We start from the raw sequence: 16,435 nt of genomic DNA, 5'->3' as shown, positions 1-16,435 counted from the left end.
GGCGCTAATACATTTCGCTCATTTTTGAGCCGACCTTCTTATCATAGCGCAGAAGATATGCTGCGGGCCGGTTTATAAGAACATTTTGTTGGAAACTGCAAGTAACTCTCATTAACGCAATATCAGCTGCGTTGTTGGCGCAGGGCATCACTTTGCAAGGTTAGCTGAACTCGCGTCAGCCAGCCCGCCAGCAGCGCCTGCTTATGCCGACTCATGGTGCGATGTTGCTCGATCACTTCGCATAATCGGTCGCCGGCCGCCCGCATCCTGGTGGGACTCTCTCCTCGGGCACAGCGCTGATAATCATCCGCCAGCGCATGGATCAATTCGCGCAAGGCGTGCTGTACCGGGCGTGGCACATCGTTGCCCAATTCCCGCCGCACGAAGCCTATTCCGCGTCCGATATCCATCCCTGTCAGCCCCAGCGTCAGAAGCGGCATGCCGAGCACTTGCTGCTGTGCATCATCGGGCTGACCACTTGCATTCTCGCCACTGCGACGCGCTTCCTGTTCACGACTGCGAGTCTGTTCATGCCGGGCGAGACGCAGCAGCCTGTCGCCCATGCGCCCGCCGAACCAGCTATCCAGGCGCTCGGTGGAGCGTTCCGCCAGCTCACGAATATCACTCGCCGTAGCGCGAATCAGCTGGCGCTTGTCCCAGCCGGCCCCCGGCACAGGAATCAGGCGGAAACCGATGATGGTCACGATCAGACCGATCCCGGCCGCCAGGCTCCGATTGAGGGTGTAGGCGACATCGAAGGTCATGCCGTTGTCCGGCATCACCAGCAGAATGTTGAACACCACGAAGGGCAAGGCGATCCCCGCCAGCGCAGGCACGACGGAGCCCATCAGGCCAAGGAACAGAGGGATGCTGAAGATGATCACGAATGGCACGAAGTGCTGGGCGTGACTGAGCATGACATTGCCGAACAGCAATACGCTCGGCACCGCCAGCAGCAAGCCCTTGAGCACCATCGGAATGATCGGTGCCGGATCACCGCGACTGACGAAGATGCCCGAGAACAGCGTACCCAGCAGCATGGCCACCGCGCCGTTGTCCCACGCCGTCGCAAGCCAGAAGATCGCCGTGGCACTGAAGATGGCCATCGCGCGCAGCGCATCGATGGCGGCACGACCATGATCGCGGTGCCAACTCATGCTCGGCTGACGTAGCTGATGACGGCCGGGATGATTGATGACCTCGCGTGCCTGCAGGATGACCAGCGCATGCCCCAGCACCTCACGCAGACTGAACAGCAACCTGGCTTCCAGCGCGGTGATGCTGCGCTGACCGCGAGACAGGCGCAGACATTCCCCGCGCAGCTCCTTGAGCGTCTTGCGAGCCTGAGCCGTGCCCTGATTGTCGGCCATGCTCTGAAAGGCCGCGCCCAGGAGTTGCATCAGGTCCTGCGTCGGCTGACTGAAACGTTCAGCTTCCTGACCCTGGGTCTGGTTCAGCTCACCTGTCGGTGCCATCGCCTCACCGTCATCGCGCTGTGAAGGCACAAAGAACTCGGGATGACGCAGCTGGTGCAGAGCCTTGAGGGTCGCGTAGAGACGCATGCTTCGCCGCGTCAGCAGGTGTACGCCGCGAATGCGCCCCTTGCCCTGGGGGCCTTCATAACGCGCCGAGTGGGCATCGATCTCGAGATTGTTGAGCGCATCCAGCCCGGTCATCATCTGCTCGAGCATCGCCATGCGTTCGCGTTGCTGAGCTTGTGACAGGTCTTGTGACTGAGCTTGTGTCTGACCGGCAGTGTCTCGGCTCCCAGCCCTGTCCGCCTCGAGCGGCATCGAGAAGGCCAGCGCCATATAACGGAAGGTAGCATTCACCGCCGTGTCCGAAAGCTGGCCGAGATGATCCCGCACGCGTATCGGCCAGACCAGCGCACTCACGACGACAGCACACAGCGCGCCGAGACTCAGCTCGCTGAGACGTGCCAGCGCCACCGAGAAGAAGTCATCCGGCGCCGAAGACGTCAGCACCACGATGATCATGCAGGCCACCGCCGCCATCACACAGCCATAGGACAGATTGTTGTGCGTCAACGAGGCGCCATAGATGCATAGCCCGATCCACAGCGTGACCGAACCCAGCGCCAGTTCCGGCACCTGGGCAAAGCAACCCATGATCACCACGGCCACACAGGTCCCGACGAAGGTACCCGTGATCTGACAGATGCCCTTCTCGACCACCATGCCCGACATCGGACGTGTCTGCAGAAACGCCGCCGAGATCAGCGCCCAATAGGGTCGATCGAGATCAAAGAAGAAGGCGGCGTAGAGGGCCAGCGCCATCGCCAGCACACCCTTGGTGGCGAACTTGAGCGCGAACGGCGAAGGCCTGAGGAAGGCGGCCAGAGCGGGAGACATGGATCAGTGCTTCCCGTCTTCGTCTTGGACAGCCTGAGCTGTCTCGACCGGTTCCGCCTCGACAGGTGCCGCCTTGGCCTGCGTCGCCTCATCATTGCCATCCTCAGCAGTGATCAGCCTGACACTCGCCGTCATGCCGGCGGCAAGATTGACACCTGAGGCACGCACCGCCTCGATATCATCGAATTCCACCCGCACCGGAATGCGCTGCGCCAGACGCACCCAACTGAAGGTGGCGCTCACCTGAGGCAGCTGCTGGGCATTGGTCGCGGTATTGTCATCGGCAATGCCCTGGCCTATCCCCACGACCCGCCCCTTGAAGTCTTCATTGCCGCTCATCAGCGTGATCTGGACCGGATCGCCCGGACGCACATGCTGCAGCTTGGTCTCCTGGAAGTAGGCGCTCAGGTAGAAGGAGTCGTCCTTGATCAGCGCCATCACCGCCGTGCCTGCCGTGACGTAATTGCCCTGACTGAGGTGCATGTTGAGGATGCTACCATCGGCGGGTGCCACCAGACGCGTACGATCGAGATCCAGCTGCGCGGATTGCACCGCGGCTTCAGCCTGTTGCACGTCAGCGCGGGCAACCTCGGCTTCGAGACGCGCACTGTCGCGCTCTTCCTCGCTGATGGCACGATTGGTCAAGCGACCACGACGATTGGATTCATGCTCCTTCAGGCTCAGGGTCGCCTTGGCACTGGCGAGACTGGCCTTGGCCTTGGCAAGCGCCGCCTCATAGCGCGCACGATCGACCTGAAGGATGACATCCCCCTCCTTGACCCGCGTGGTATCCGCCACGTTCAGCTCACGCACCCAGCCGGAGACATCCGGGCTCAGCGTGATCACCTCGGCGCGCACCCGAGCGTCACGCGTCCAGGGGCTGTACATGTAGGTATTCCACAGCCACACCGCACACCAGGCTGCAGCCGCCACCAGACATAGAGTGATGATCCATTTGACGGCTTTCTGTCGCAGGTTGCGCATGCGGTTTCCTTGGGGGATAGAGGGGCTGGAGGAAATGGGTGCCGCGAAAGGGTTCGCGGGGAAATCGGGATGACGAATAACGAGACGCTGGGGCAATGACGTACATCACGTCACGAGGGCAACCACCGCCGCCAGACAGATGACAAACAGCGAGATATCGAACCAGGCCTCGAACCAGAGCTCGTGATTGGCCAGCAGACGATGCAGCAGCGTGCGAATGAGCCCCGCCGCCAGCAAGGCGACCAGCGCATAGACCAGCATCGGGCTGATCAGGAATTCCCCGACCACCATTTCATGCAGCGCATTGAAGCCAGACGTAACATCATTGCCTGCGGCGATTTCCTTCATCGAGATGTCCTTGACTTGCGTTGTGCGAGAGCTGGCTTACTTTATGCGAGATCTGAGACCCGACTGCCATGCGTGCAATCAGCGTTCAACGATGGTGGCAGCCTGGCGTGCATTCAAGGCCCACGGGTGAACTGTTCCACTGCGCGAATCTTGAGGGCAGCGTCATCGCTGAGAATATATGCAGGCTAACATTTTTCGCCAGCGTGCACCGTTGCGTGAGAAGAATCACCCCATTCCTTGCATAGCGCACGACCAGAAACCGCGCTCCATTTGGCTGCGCGCTAACCGGCACAACCGGAATGGTCACCAGGCATTCAGGTGGTAGCAGCCCCCAAGGAGGCCTGAGACGCAAAACGGCTTACCCATAGGGCAAGCCGTTTCATTTCGCACAGTGAAGACCAAAAGTGATGATCGTGAGGGTCGACTACACCGCGTAGCCGAGCACGCGTGGCAGCCACAAGGCGAGCTCAGGGAACAGCATCACTACCGCCAACGCCGCCAGCATCGCCACCACGAAGACCATCGCCCACCCGACTGTCTTCTCGAGCCGGACCCCGGCCACACTACTGGTGACCATCAGGTTGACCGCCACTGGCGGGGTGAACTGCCCGATCGCGATATTCATCGCCAGCAGGATACCGAACCACACCGGATGCCAACCGAAGTGCTGCATCACCGGAATCAGCACCGGCATCAGGATCAGGTAGATGGAGACCGCATCCAGCAGCATCCCGGCGATCAGCACCGCCACCATCACCAGTATCAGCAACGTCGTTCCGCTATCTGACAGCGTGATCAGCCATTCGGCGAGATGCCGGAAGGTACCCAGCATGGTGCCCGCCCAGGCGAATATGCCCGCGAGCGCGATGATCAGCATCACCACACCGGAGATGACGGCCGCCTCCCTGAGCAGCTCCCACACCTGAGAGAGCTTGAGCTCGCGAGTGATGAAGAGCCCGACACACAACCCATAGGCAGCTGCGACCACCGCCGCTTCAGTGGGCGTGAAGAGGCCTGAACGCAGCCCGCCGAGGATGATCACTGGCGCCAGCAGGGCCGGGATCGCTGAACGAAACGCCGGACCCAGCGTGATACGCTCGACCTGAGTCGGGTCTTCCCAGCGATAGCGACGCGAGAGGAACCAGGCCGGCAGCAGCAAGGCCACGCCCACCAGCAACCCCGGAATCAGACCCGCGGCAAACAGCGCGCGCAGATCCACCCCCGGTACCACGATGGAGTAAAGGATCAGCGCGATGGACGGCGGGATCAGGATCGCCGTGGAGGCCGAGGCCGCAATCAGCGTCGCCGAGAACGCCTTGGGATAGCCCGCCCGTGTCATGCTGGGGATCATCACCATCGCCACCGCAGCGGCATCCGCCGGGCCGGAACCACTCATGCCCCCCATGATCAGACACACCAGCACCGCCACCAGCGCGAGACCGCCATGCCGCGGACCGATCAGCGCCTGGGCGAAGCGCACCAGCCGCGCCGCTACTCCGGCACGCTCGAACACCAGGCCGGTCAGGATGAACAGCGGAATGGCGATCAGCGGATACTTGGCGATGCTGTTGTAGGTATTGGTGCCGAGGGTAGCCAGCATGCTGACCGGCAGCCCCGCGACGATCCCCACCGCCCCCGAGAGCCCCAGCGCGAAGGCCACCGGCACGCCGAGTATCAACAGGGCGGCAAAGCTTGCGAGCAACCAGAGATCAGGACTCATTATCTGACTCCTTGTGCTCCGGCGACGCATTCTGGCCGGGTCCCTGCCCAGGCCCTTGTACAAGACGCTCGACACACTGCTGCAGCTGACGCCAGGCCATCGCCAGCGCCAATATCGGCAGCCAGATCACGTACCACCAGTTGGGCAGGCCCAGTCCCGGTGACAGCGAGTCCCACTGATACTCCTCCAACGCGAAGGTACCCCCGAACCACACCACCAGTCCCAGTACGACCAGCACCGCCAGGGTCTGCACTATCACGACCAGTCGCCAGAGCGGCAACGGCAACACGTCTTCCAGCAATGCGATACGAATATGTGCCTGACGGCGAATCGCCACCGAGGCGCCCGCCAGCGTCAACAACACCAGCAGGAAGACCGAGAATTCCTCGGTAAAGGCAAAGGAGGCATCGGTGGCGTAGCGCACCACCACATTGGCCAGACTGATGATACCGATCAGCCCCAGCGCCAACGCCGCCAGCCACGATTCCGGCCGCACGCGTGGCGATGGCCTGTCTGTGGGAGCAGGCGCTCCGTTGGTGGCGTCTTGCAAGGTTTGCGGTGATGCTTGTTGAGAGGTTTGTTGCGACTTTTGCGACATGACACGCGATCCACACGAACGCCGAGGCTGGCAGGCCCCGGCGTGGTTCTTCACTCAATAACGCGCACAGACCGCATTATTCCCGATGTCATCTGCTCACTGAGCAGCGGCGATGATGGCCCTGGCCGACTCAGCGCGAGGCCTCGACCTCGGCACGTGCCGTCTCGACCAGCGACTCGCCGATCCTGGGCGTCCAGCTGGCGTAGACCGACTGGGTGGCGTCACGGAAGGTCTGCATCGCATCGTCATCGAGCTTGACGACATTCACGCCGCGCGCCTCGATGTCCGCCAGCCGCTGCGCATTGCCCTCACGACTCATGGCGATCTCCCAGGCACCCGCTTCCCTGGCGGTCTCGGTCAGCAAAGTGCGCTCCTCATCACTGAGCGACTTCCACACCCGCTGGTTGGCGGCGAAGATCAGCGGGTCTGCCATGTAGTGCCAGAGGGTCAGGTGGGTCTGACCGACCTGATCGATGCGCGCGACATCGAACACCGACAGCGGGTTCTCCTGCCCATCCACCGCGCCGGTGGTCAGTGCCGGCTTGGCATCCGCCCAGCTCATCTGGGTCGGGTTGGCGCCCAGCGCCGTGAAGGTGTCCTGGAACAGCGGTGAGCCCACTACACGAATCTTCAGACCCTTCAGGTCATCCGGCGAGGTGATCGATTTCGAGGAGTTGGACACCTCACGGAAGCCGTTCTCGCCCCACGCCAGCGGCTTGATGCCCTTGGACTCGATGGCGGCGAAGACCTGCTTGCCCGACTCGCCCTGGGTCAGCGCATCAATGGCGGCGTGGTCCGGCATCAGGAATGGCAGCGAGAACAGATTGAGCTCCGGCACCTGGGGCGACCAGTTGATGGTCGAGCCCACCGCGAGATCGATCAGCCCCTGACGCATGGCAGAGAACTCCTTGGTCTGGTCCCCCGCCACCAGCTGGGCATTCGGATAGACGCGCAAGGTGAGCTCACCACCGGAGCGCTCCTCAACCAGCTCCGCCCACTTCTCGGCCGCCTGGCCCCATGGGAAGGCATCCGACAGCACGGTGGAGACGGACAGCTCACGCGCCTCGGCATCACTGGCCATCAGCGGTGACAGCAAGGCCAGGCCAAGCACGCCGGCCATCAGGGCAGAGCGACCCGTGGCAGCGACACGCGGGCGCGCGGTATGGCTTTGAGAAAGAGCTGGAGAATGATCCGAAGAGCGGTGACGCAGGTGACGAGAGGCGGGGCCAGCGTTGGCGTGTGCAGCGGTCAGGGTCATGAATAACCTCTTGATTATGATGTTGTTGAGTGTGTCCAGAGGCAGATTCGCATCTACTTTGGTCGCTGACCATTCGACCATGCGACAGATCGGCGCTTTTTCGACGCTCACATGCTATCTCGCTGCATTACCGATTACTGTATATGCATCCACCCATCGGGTTTTCCGAGACCTCTTGCGTACGAAACGCTCGACAATGTGGTGTCATCAGCGTGTGTTGCCAAGGAGTGCATCCAGCGATGCCAGAGGGCCAACCCTCGCGCAGGCCCCGCCAACAGGGAGTTTGACGATATTGCCCTTTGCAGGATGCCGGGCTTTTACAGCGCCAGCGTGTCCCGAGTCCGTATCGGGTCATGATTTCATGAGGCACTGTATATCTATCCACCCCATTACATCCTTGAGACAAATTTCACGATATGTCGCCTTTCAACCACACAATGGCGCACCACGGGTCGCAGACTCCGGATTCGGTCGGTAGACTGAGCGCCGTTCCCGCAAGGACCGACCACGACTGACCAACATCACGCACGCAAGTGTCGTACCTGACATCTCGTCGGCACCGCTCCCACGGTCCCGACCCTGACTGATGAGGCCCCCTTCCATGCCGAACCCCCAGCAGGAAGCCATACCCACTCCCACCTTCGAGACCGAGCCGCTCGACACCTCGCGCAAACGACTGCAGCCGACCAGCAGTCTCGGCGCAGCGGTCGTTCTGTGGTCGCTGCTGCTGGGAATGGGGATGCTGATGCTGGCCAATGGACTGCAGGGCAGTCTGTTGGGGATTCGCGCCTCCTCGGAAGGCTTCAGCAACACCATGACGGGCATCATCATGTCGGCGTACTTCGCCGGCTTCCTGCTCGGCTCGACGCTTGCACCCCGCAAGCTGCGCCGGGTCGGCCATGTGCGCACCTTCGCGGCGCTGGCCTCCATCACCTCGGTGTGCATCCTGATCCACGCACTCTATGTGGTGCCCGAGGTGTGGATCGCCATGCGCTTCATCACCGGCTTCGCCTTCGCCGGCCTCTACGTGGTCGCGGAGAGCTGGCTCAACAGCCAAGCGACCAACCAGATGCGTGGCCGTCTGCTGGCCATCTACATGGTGATCACCTATCTGGGCATGGGCGGCGGCCAGTTGCTGCTCAACGTCGCCAACCCGGACACCTATCTGCTGTTCATCCTGGTGTCGGTGATCATGTCACTGGCATTGGTGCCGATGCTGCTGTCCGCCTCACCACAACCGGAAGGCGCGCAGCCGGAGGCGATGGGGATCGTTCGTCTGCTGCGCCTGGCACCGCTGGGCACCCTGGGCGGCTTCGCCACCGGTATCGCCAACGGCACTGTCTTCGGCATGGGCGCGGTGTATGCCGACCGCGCCGGCCTGCCGGTGCAGGAAGTCTCCTGGTTCATGGGCGCCTTCATTCTGGGGGCCGCCCTGCTGCAATGGCCGCTGGGCAAGCTCTCAGACAAGCTGTCGGCCAAGAAGGTGATTCTGGGCTGCAGTCTCGGGGCGATTGCGCTGTCCATCGGCGGCGTGCCGTTCAGTGGTGGCAGCATGCTGACCATGGCGCTGCTGGGTGCAGGCCTCGGCGGGTTGATCCTGACCCAGTACTCGCTGTTCCTCGCGGCGGCCAACAACCTGCTGACCACGCCACAGATCATCTCCGCCAGCGGCACGCTGGTGCTGATGCATGGCGCGGGCGCGATTCTGGGCCCGCTCACCGCGGGCCTGCTGATGGAGCGCTTCGGGGCCGTCGGCTTCCTCTATACCCTGACCGCCATTCACGTGCTGATCGTGATTCTGGCCGCCAGTGTCACCAGCAAGCCACGGCAGGAACTGGATGCCGAGGAAGGCGATCACCCCGGCCACTATGTGGTAGCGCCCTCCACCACCAGTCCGCTGAGCGCCGCCTGGGTCGAGGAAGCCATCACCGAGCCGGAAACCGGTCAGCTGGAATTCGACTTCGATGCCGAACCTGAGCCGGAGTTGAGCGAGGAAGAGCTCGCTGCCCAGCAACAGGAAGCCGCCGCTGAAGCAGAGGAAGGCGTCGTGCAGCAGGTCGACAATGAGGAAGGCGTGATGAACGACCGCGTCACCGGCATGGAAGACGACTGGCATCTGGATGGCCAGATCGATGAGCAGGCCCAGCACCTCAGCGAAGAGGAACGCCGCGTCAAGTCGGAGCCGGAGCGTGAGAGCTACTGATCACCTCTGACGACATGCTGGAGTGATAGACAAGAACACCGCCTCTCAGGGCGGTGTTCTTGTTTGGGGCGGGCGAAACTGAGACAGCAGAAACTGAGACAGCAGAAAGAAGGCAGGCGTAACAGCAAGACGGTTCAGCGAGAGGATAAAGTTCGGGGAAACGAAGAAGGCTCACAACGATAGAGACTCAGGATAGAGGCTCAGCGGCGACGCTTGCCCGCCCGCGCCACCAGATGCGGTGCCAGCACACCCTGCAGCCGGCGCACGGCCTGGGAATGCAGCTGCGAGACACGCGATTCAGTGACATCGAGTACCGCGCCGATCTCCTTGAGGTTGAGCTTCTCCTGATAATAGAGCGCCATCAACAGCTTCTCGCGCTCCGGCAGCCGCGCGATGGCCTCGTTCAAGGCCCGCCGCGTATCGGCTTCTTCCAGCGCATCATGCGGCAAGGCAAACGGCGTGGTGAAAGGCGTCGCTTCAGGCGAGGCATAACCGCCCGCCAGCCCGCCTTCCTCATCCCTCATCTCGTCCAGCGACATCACCATGCCGTTGTTGGTGTCCAGCAGCAGGCGGCGGTAGTCCTCCAGCTCAAGCCCCATGGCGGCGGCGATCTGGGTCTCCTCGGGCGGATAGCCCAGGCTCTGCTCCAGCTGCTGGATCACGCTCTCAAGCTCGCGCCCGGCCCGGCGCACACTGCGCGGCAACCAGTCACGCGAGCGCAGCTCATCGAGCATCGCGCCACGGATGCGCTGACTGGCATAGGTGGCAAAGCTGGCGCCGTGACCCTGCTCATAGCGGCCCACGCATTCACACAGCCCCAACATGCCGGCCTGAATCAGATCCTCGAGATCGACACTCGCTGGCAAGCGCACCTGCAGCTGCAGCGCGATACGGCGCACCAGCGGCTGATACTCGGTGTAGATATCCTGCTGGGCCATGCGCCCATTGGCGGTATACATCGGCGTCCTGGTCCTCGCTTGCATCCCTCGGGGTCGTTTGACTCAGGGTCGCGCCCCCATCCTCGGGACTCCTGTTCCCAGCGTATTGTCGCGCCCCCGCCACAAACCATTCGCTCGAATAGCTACCCTCAGCGACGGCTTTCCTGCTTTACGCCGCAACTCCGCCTCGGGGAGGCGAAAATGAAGCCAGACGTGAAGAGACAGTGAGGGAAGACGAGACACGCACAACGCCCACCAGCCGGTCGACAGAATGCCGCGAGCATCTCGCGGGGCGAGCCAGAAACTCAGTCGGAATGAGAAACGTCGAAAGGCCGCAAAAAATTTCTAAAGTTCTGTCGCGCCGCGACGATAACTGAAGCAACGGCACAGGAGTCGTTACTGGCGACACGCCATCTATCTCCCCATTACGACAGGAAGTGACACATGGCTTCAGTGATCAATACCAACACCCTTTCCATGGTGACTCAGCAGAACCTGAATCAGTCCCAGAACGCCCTGAGCGCCTCAATGGAGCGTCTGTCCACCGGACTGCGTATCAACAGCGCCAAGGACGACAGCGCCGGCCAGGCCATCGCCAACCGCATGGACGCTCAGATCACTGGCCTGTCCCAGGCGCAGCGTAACGCCAATGATGGTATTTCACTTGCACAGACGACTGAAGGGGCTTTGAATCAAGTCAATGATAACTTGCTGCGAGTTCGTGAACTGACTGTCCAAGCTCAGAATGGAACTAACAGCGAATCTGATTTGTCTTCTATTCAGGATGAAATAACTGCTCGAATGGAAGAAATCAACCGGATTTCTGAGCAAACCAATTTTAACGGTACGAACGTCCTTGATGGTTCGAAGACCGAAATTAGTATCCAAGTCGGTGCAAACGATGGCGAGTCGATTTCTATAAAATTACAAAGCATGGGAGCCACTGACTTAGGTATGGATGGATTCAATGTCAAAAGCTCGCCAAGCGGAACATTGACTGATGTCCAAGCAGGTGATGATGGTTCAGGCAACTTAGTAACAGTAGCAGATAGTACTGTAGTGGATACAGAAGGCAATGATGTCGCGTCAACTTATACATTGAAGCAAGATGACAATGGTGATTATTATGCTACCGATGGTACTGAAAATTACGCAGTATCTGATGTTGAAATAGACGACACCACAGATCCGGCAAACCCAACAGTCGATTATGTTGTGGATGTTGCTAATGGTCCCATTGCCGAGACTACACCTGATCCACTTCAAACAATAGACGATGCTTTAGCCATGGTTGACAACATGCGCTCGGACCTCGGTGCGGTGCAGAACCGTTTCGATTCTGCCATCACCAACCTGGCAACCACTGAAACCAACCTGGCCTCTGCCCAGTCGCGTATTCAGGATGCCGATTACGCGGAAGAAGTCTCCAGCATGACCACTGCACAGATCCTGCAGCAGGCGGGGACTTCCATGCTGACCCAGGCCAACCAGGTGCCGCAGAACGTGCTGTCACTGCTGGGCTGATCCCTGGCTCGCTTGCTGCATAGGCCTGTCACTCAGACAGAGTGGCATGCCCGTCGCTGGCAGAGGATAGTGGCCTTGTTGATCTTGGTCCTTGTAGTCAACAGCGCTCTTGCATTTCAACCTCCGCCAGCGATATCAAGCAGTAGTAAACAAAAAAGGGCAGACGCATCGCGTCTGCCCTTTTTTGTTAGAATGCGGACATAAATCACACCGCCATATTCATGATTTCCTTGTAGGCGCTGAGCAACTTGTTGCGCACCTGCACGGTCATCTCGAATTCCAGTGAGGCCTTCTGGCCTGCCACCATGACCTGATCGAGGCTGACATCCGGGCTGCCCAGTTCGAAGGCCCTGGCCTGCCCCGCCGCGACCTGCTGTGACTGGCTGACGCGCGCCAGCGATTCCTTGAGCATGCCGGCAAAGCCTTGTGAATCCGTGCCGCTGGCCTCAGATAATGCGCCTACCGACTGAGCGTTGCTCCCGGCCGCCTGCGCCGCCATCTGATCGAGCTGCTGCAGACTGCCCATCATCGCAGATGACATCGCCGCGCCGACTGCTTCAATTGCCATCTCGCCTCTCCTTTCTCGATACCCTCAACATCATCAGCTTTCGCCAGTGGGCAAGCTAGTAGTCCCATCAGTGGAGCACAGACTATCAGTCAGTCGAGCGGCTGAAAGTGACTAATACCCCTGTTTTGCGACGCTATTCGTCTGATTGGATGTGCGCACAGCTTCGATAATGGCCAGCCTACGCAAGAAGGCGCTGCGAATGCGGCATGGGCAATGCGACATAGACATTGTCGCCCTGCCTTCAGCTCTCGCCCTGCTTGCGGGAATCCTTCGCTGCGAGTTCAGACCACGGCGCTTATCGGACATCTGCATGAGTACATCCAGCCAGACAGCGCCCGAGGGGGCCAATCAGCGCCCTGCAAGCAACGGCAGCCACACCACCAATGACCTCAAGGCTCGTCTGGCGGCATTGCCCCGCCTGCCCTTGATCATGGCGGCGGCTTTCTGCGTGGCCGTTATCGTGGCATTGCTGCTATGGGGTAACCAGCCGCAGTGGAGTGTGCTCTATCGCGATCTGCCGGCTGAAGACGGTGGTGAGATCGTCACCCAGCTGGAACAGGCCGGCGTGCCCTATCGACTCAGCGATCAAGGCGCCACGCTGGAAGTCCCAGCTGAGCAGGTCTACCGCCTGCGTCTGACAATGGCGCAACAGGGCCTGCCGAGCCGAGGAAGTACCGGTTTCGAACTGATGGACACCCAGGCTTTCGGTATCAGTCAGTTCACCGAACACGTCAATTACCAGCGCGCCCTCTCTGGCGAACTGTCGCGCACCATCGCCAGTCTCGAGCCGGTCTCCAGCGCCCGCGTGCATCTGGCACTGCCGGAAGATTCCGTCTTCGTACGCGAGCGCCGCCCTGCTACGGCGTCCGTAGTGGTCGAACTACACCGCGGACAACGACTCAAGGACCGTCAAATTCAGGCTATTCAACACTTGGTGGCAGGCAGTGTGCAGGGGCTGGCCAGCGAGGACATTACTGTCGTCGATCAAGACGGCAATCCGCTTTCACGTCCGCCAGGCGATACACTGAATCTTGACGGAAGTGCACTGGAGTACGCTCAAGAATTGGAGAAACGCTACCAATCGCGCATCAATGCCTTACTGGCTCCAATACTCGGTCGCGACAATTTTCGGGCCGAAGTCAGTGCCCAACTGGACTTCTCTCACTCGGAGCAGACTGAAGAGCTCTACAGCCCTAACCAGGCCTCAGGTTCCGCCGCCATTCGCAGCACCCAGCTCAACAATGTCGGCGTCGGTGAGATAGCAAGAATCGGCGGCGTCCCTGGGGCGCTGTCCAACACGCCGCCTGGCAATGCCGTTTCTCCCCTCAATGCCGAGAGCCAGCAAGACGATGGCCCCGCCGACCAGGACACTGCTGCCTCAACCGGTGGCAATTATCAACACAACTCGATTATCAACTACGAGCTGGACAAGGTCGTGCGCCACACCCGCGAACGGCTCGGCAGGCTGGACAAGCTATCGGTCGCGGTGGTCGTGAACCATCAAGGCGTGACAGACACCAACGGCAACATCGTCTCACGATCATTGGATGAGCAGACCCTAGAGCAGATCAAGACACTGGTCCGCCAAGCCATGGGCTACAACGAGCAACGCGGCGATAGCCTCAGTGTTGTCAGTGTGCCCTTTGTCGCGACTGCCCGTACCGCAGAGGTATCGGATGACATTCGTGACTGGTGGCAAACCCCGGTATTCCAGACACTTGCCATCGAACTTGGGCGCTATCTGCTTATCCTGATCGTGGCATGGATTCTGTATCGCAAGTTGCTCAAGCCGCTGCTGCTACCTCAACAGAGTCTGCAAAGCAGCTCACTGCCCATCGGGCAACCCAGCGCGACCCTTGGAGATGCTCATCTCGCCTCCGGCCTTCGGGCAGGTGAGCCCCCTGCGACAAATGACCCGGCAGGCATCCCAATGCCGTCAAGCGGGCTTGGCGCGCCAGATGATGGCTCCAACCATCAGCACAATCTGAAGAAAGCACAAGACATGGCCCGTGAAGATCCTCGCCTGGTGGCCATGATTCTCAAGAATTGGATGAGTCACCATGAGTAAGCCCCTGAGCAACCTGGAACGTAGCGCAGCCTTGTTGATGAGCCTTGACCAGGATAGCGCGGCAGAGGTCTTCAAGTTCTTCACCACCTCGGAGATCCAGAAACTGAGCGCGACCATGACCCACCTTCCTCAGGTGTCTCAACAGCAGATGGCGGAACTACTCGTGGATTTCCATGCCGATAGCCAGCAATTCAGTGCTGTCAACACACTCTCGAGGGACCATATCCGGTCCGTTCTGATCAAGGCACTCGGCCAGGATCGTGCCAGTTCGCTATTCGAGGATATCTTTGCCAGTAAAGAGCAAAGCAATGGCCTGGAAACTCTGAATCTTCTTGAGCCCGCACTGGCGGCCGAGGTGATCTGCAACGAGCATCCACAGATCATCGCCACTATCATGGCGCATCTGGAGCGCCATCAAGCGTCACAGATCCTGGAACACTTCGAGGAAACCCTACGCCACGACATCCTACTGAGGATTGCGACCCTCTCCGACATCCAACCAGTTGCTTTGCAGGAGTTGAACGAGGTATTGGCCAGCCTGCTCGAGGGGCAGAACCTCAAGCGCAGCAGAACAGGCGGAATACGAGTCACTGCCGAAATCCTCAACCTCCTGCCAAAGCAACACGAAGAAAAAGTGCTCGAGGCAATCCGCGAGCACGACGAAAACCTTGCCAATCTTGTGGTCAACGAAATCTTCGTATTCGAGAACCTGGCCGACCTGGAAGACCGTGCCATTCAGCTACTACTCAATGAAGTGGATAACGAGACCTTGGTAATAGCACTCAAGGGCGCCAAGGAAGCCATCGTGCAGAAATTCCTGCAGAACATGTCGCAGCGCGCTGCAGAGATGCTCACGGACGATATGGAGGCGCGGGGCCCTGTACGTGTTACCCAGGTCGAGGCAGAACAAAAGGCAATACTGGATGTCGTACGCCGCCTGATGGACAGCGGAGAGATCGTAGTCAACACAAGCGCCGAAGCCTATGTCTGATCACGCTTCTGACCATACCGACAGCGAATGGCAACCGCTGGAACTCGACGCGCTGGATGGCAAGCCCGCATCGTCTCAATCGGGTGGCGGCTTTCAAGCCGGCATGCCGCACACTGCGGCGCCGGATGTCGGCCTGATTCGGCGCATGGCGCAGCGTGCCCGTTCGACGTTCGAGCAGGAGACGCTACAGCAGCAACAGGCGGCGCGTGACGAGGGCTATGCCGCGGGCGAGAAAGCCGGTTATGAAGCGGGTCTGGCGCGTGCAAGGCAGGAAGCCGCCGAGCAGGCGGCGCGTCAGGCCGAGGCCGCCCAGCAGGCGCTCGAACAACAGGCCGCGCAGCTGGCTCCGCTGATCGAGAACCTGCAGCAGTCACTGGCGTGCCTGGATGAGCAGATCAGCGATGAGTTGGCAGCACTGGCCATCAGCGTCGGTCAGCATCTGGCCCGTGAGGCATTTCGTGCCCACCCGGAGCACATCATCGACAGCGTACGCAGCCTGCTGGCGGCGGATCCGCCGCTGATCGGCCGTCCGCGTCTTTACCTGAATCCGGACGACCTGCCGCGCGTCGAGCAGGCGATGGGCGAACAGCTCGCCAAGCTGGGCTGGCAATGTCTGCCGGACGCCAGCCTGAGCCTCGGCGGATGTCGCGCCGAAGCCGACAGCGGCTGTCACGATGCCAGCCTCGAGAGTCGCCTGGAGATGCTGTCTCGCCAGCTGCGCCATCGCGGCAGCGCCGACGGTAGCCTGCATGGCAAGGACGAGGCCAGCGGCTCGCGCATCGTGCAGCGCCAGTCGTCAGAACATGCACAGCCAGAGCAGATACGCACTGAGCTGGCAGGAGATCGCACATGAGTGACACGCC

General features: G+C 60.6%; 13 protein-coding genes. 5 read left to right on the top strand and 8 right to left on the bottom strand.

Annotated elements, in window-relative coordinates:
- Window positions 1-122 precede the first annotated feature (122 nt).
- From AOG28_RS12430 to AOG28_RS12405, 6 genes are all read right to left on the bottom strand, one after another.
- Window positions 123-2,372 carry an FUSC family protein gene (locus AOG28_RS12430; protein ID WP_054556635.1) on the bottom strand — a complete coding sequence of 750 codons (2,250 nt, stop codon included), beginning with the start codon at window positions 2,370-2,372 and terminating at the stop codon, window positions 123-125.
- A 3-nt stretch (window positions 2,373-2,375) separates the two neighbouring features.
- The gene (locus AOG28_RS12425) at window positions 2,376-3,356 is read right to left on the bottom strand and encodes an efflux RND transporter periplasmic adaptor subunit (RefSeq protein WP_082388751.1); all 981 of its coding nucleotides are present in this window, start codon (window positions 3,354-3,356) and stop codon (window positions 2,376-2,378) included.
- Between the two features lie 105 nt (window positions 3,357-3,461).
- On the bottom strand, window positions 3,462-3,704 hold the full coding sequence (locus AOG28_RS12420; RefSeq protein WP_054556634.1) for a DUF1656 domain-containing protein: 243 nt from the start codon (window positions 3,702-3,704) through the stop codon (window positions 3,462-3,464).
- A gap of 424 nt (window positions 3,705-4,128) precedes the next feature.
- Window positions 4,129-5,424 carry a TRAP transporter large permease gene (locus AOG28_RS12415; RefSeq protein ID WP_054556633.1) on the bottom strand — a complete coding sequence of 432 codons (1,296 nt, stop codon included), beginning with the start codon at window positions 5,422-5,424 and terminating at the stop codon, window positions 4,129-4,131.
- Window positions 5,414-5,920: a TRAP transporter small permease gene (locus AOG28_RS12410; RefSeq protein ID WP_234368177.1), complete on the bottom strand. Its 507-nt coding sequence runs from the start codon at window positions 5,918-5,920 to the stop codon at window positions 5,414-5,416. Before AOG28_RS12410 ends, AOG28_RS12415 begins: the two co-directional genes overlap by 11 nt.
- 232 nt (window positions 5,921-6,152) lie before the next feature.
- Window positions 6,153-7,142 carry a DctP family TRAP transporter solute-binding subunit gene (locus AOG28_RS12405; RefSeq protein ID WP_054556721.1) on the bottom strand — a complete coding sequence of 330 codons (990 nt, stop codon included), beginning with the start codon at window positions 7,140-7,142 and terminating at the stop codon, window positions 6,153-6,155.
- A 739-nt stretch (window positions 7,143-7,881) separates the two neighbouring features.
- Between AOG28_RS12405 and AOG28_RS12400 the strand changes: the two genes are divergently transcribed.
- The gene (locus AOG28_RS12400) at window positions 7,882-9,483 is read left to right on the top strand and encodes an MFS transporter (RefSeq protein WP_082388749.1); all 1,602 of its coding nucleotides are present in this window, start codon (window positions 7,882-7,884) and stop codon (window positions 9,481-9,483) included.
- A 200-nt stretch (window positions 9,484-9,683) separates the two neighbouring features.
- Here the strand turns inward: AOG28_RS12400 and AOG28_RS12395 are convergent, their stop codons facing one another.
- Window positions 9,684-10,442 carry an RNA polymerase sigma factor FliA gene (locus AOG28_RS12395; protein WP_054556632.1) on the bottom strand — a complete coding sequence of 253 codons (759 nt, stop codon included), beginning with the start codon at window positions 10,440-10,442 and terminating at the stop codon, window positions 9,684-9,686.
- 423 nt (window positions 10,443-10,865) lie between these two features.
- Between AOG28_RS12395 and AOG28_RS12390 the strand changes: the two genes are divergently transcribed.
- Window positions 10,866-11,945 carry a FliC/FljB family flagellin gene (locus AOG28_RS12390; protein ID WP_054556631.1) on the top strand — a complete coding sequence of 360 codons (1,080 nt, stop codon included), beginning with the start codon at window positions 10,866-10,868 and terminating at the stop codon, window positions 11,943-11,945.
- Window positions 11,946-12,150: 205 nt separating this feature from the next.
- Here the strand turns inward: AOG28_RS12390 and fliE are convergent, their stop codons facing one another.
- Window positions 12,151-12,513, bottom strand: a complete 363-nt coding sequence (gene fliE, locus AOG28_RS12385; protein ID WP_235507025.1) for a flagellar hook-basal body complex protein FliE — start codon at window positions 12,511-12,513, stop codon at window positions 12,151-12,153.
- 169 nt (window positions 12,514-12,682) lie between these two features.
- Here fliE and fliF point away from each other — a divergent pair, with 169 nt between their 5' ends.
- From fliF to AOG28_RS12370, 3 genes are read left to right on the top strand one after another with little or no spacing between them, the layout of a single operon-like run.
- Window positions 12,683-14,581 carry a flagellar basal-body MS-ring/collar protein FliF gene (gene fliF, locus AOG28_RS12380; RefSeq protein WP_082388748.1) on the top strand — a complete coding sequence of 633 codons (1,899 nt, stop codon included), beginning with the start codon at window positions 12,683-12,685 and terminating at the stop codon, window positions 14,579-14,581.
- The gene (gene fliG, locus AOG28_RS12375) at window positions 14,574-15,572 is read left to right on the top strand and encodes a flagellar motor switch protein FliG (RefSeq protein ID WP_054556629.1); all 999 of its coding nucleotides are present in this window, start codon (window positions 14,574-14,576) and stop codon (window positions 15,570-15,572) included. Before fliF ends, fliG begins: the two co-directional genes overlap by 8 nt.
- The gene (locus AOG28_RS12370) at window positions 15,565-16,425 is read left to right on the top strand and encodes a FliH/SctL family protein (protein WP_054556628.1); all 861 of its coding nucleotides are present in this window, start codon (window positions 15,565-15,567) and stop codon (window positions 16,423-16,425) included. Before fliG ends, AOG28_RS12370 begins: the two co-directional genes overlap by 8 nt.
- Window positions 16,426-16,435: the final 10 nt, after the last annotated feature.

The organism is Cobetia sp. UCD-24C, from assembly GCF_001306765.1.
In the GTDB taxonomy this organism is placed as follows: Bacteria; Pseudomonadota; Gammaproteobacteria; order Pseudomonadales; family Halomonadaceae; genus Cobetia; species Cobetia amphilecti.
Note: the sequence above shows the minus strand (reverse complement) of the source record. Positions and strands in the feature narration are given on the sequence as shown.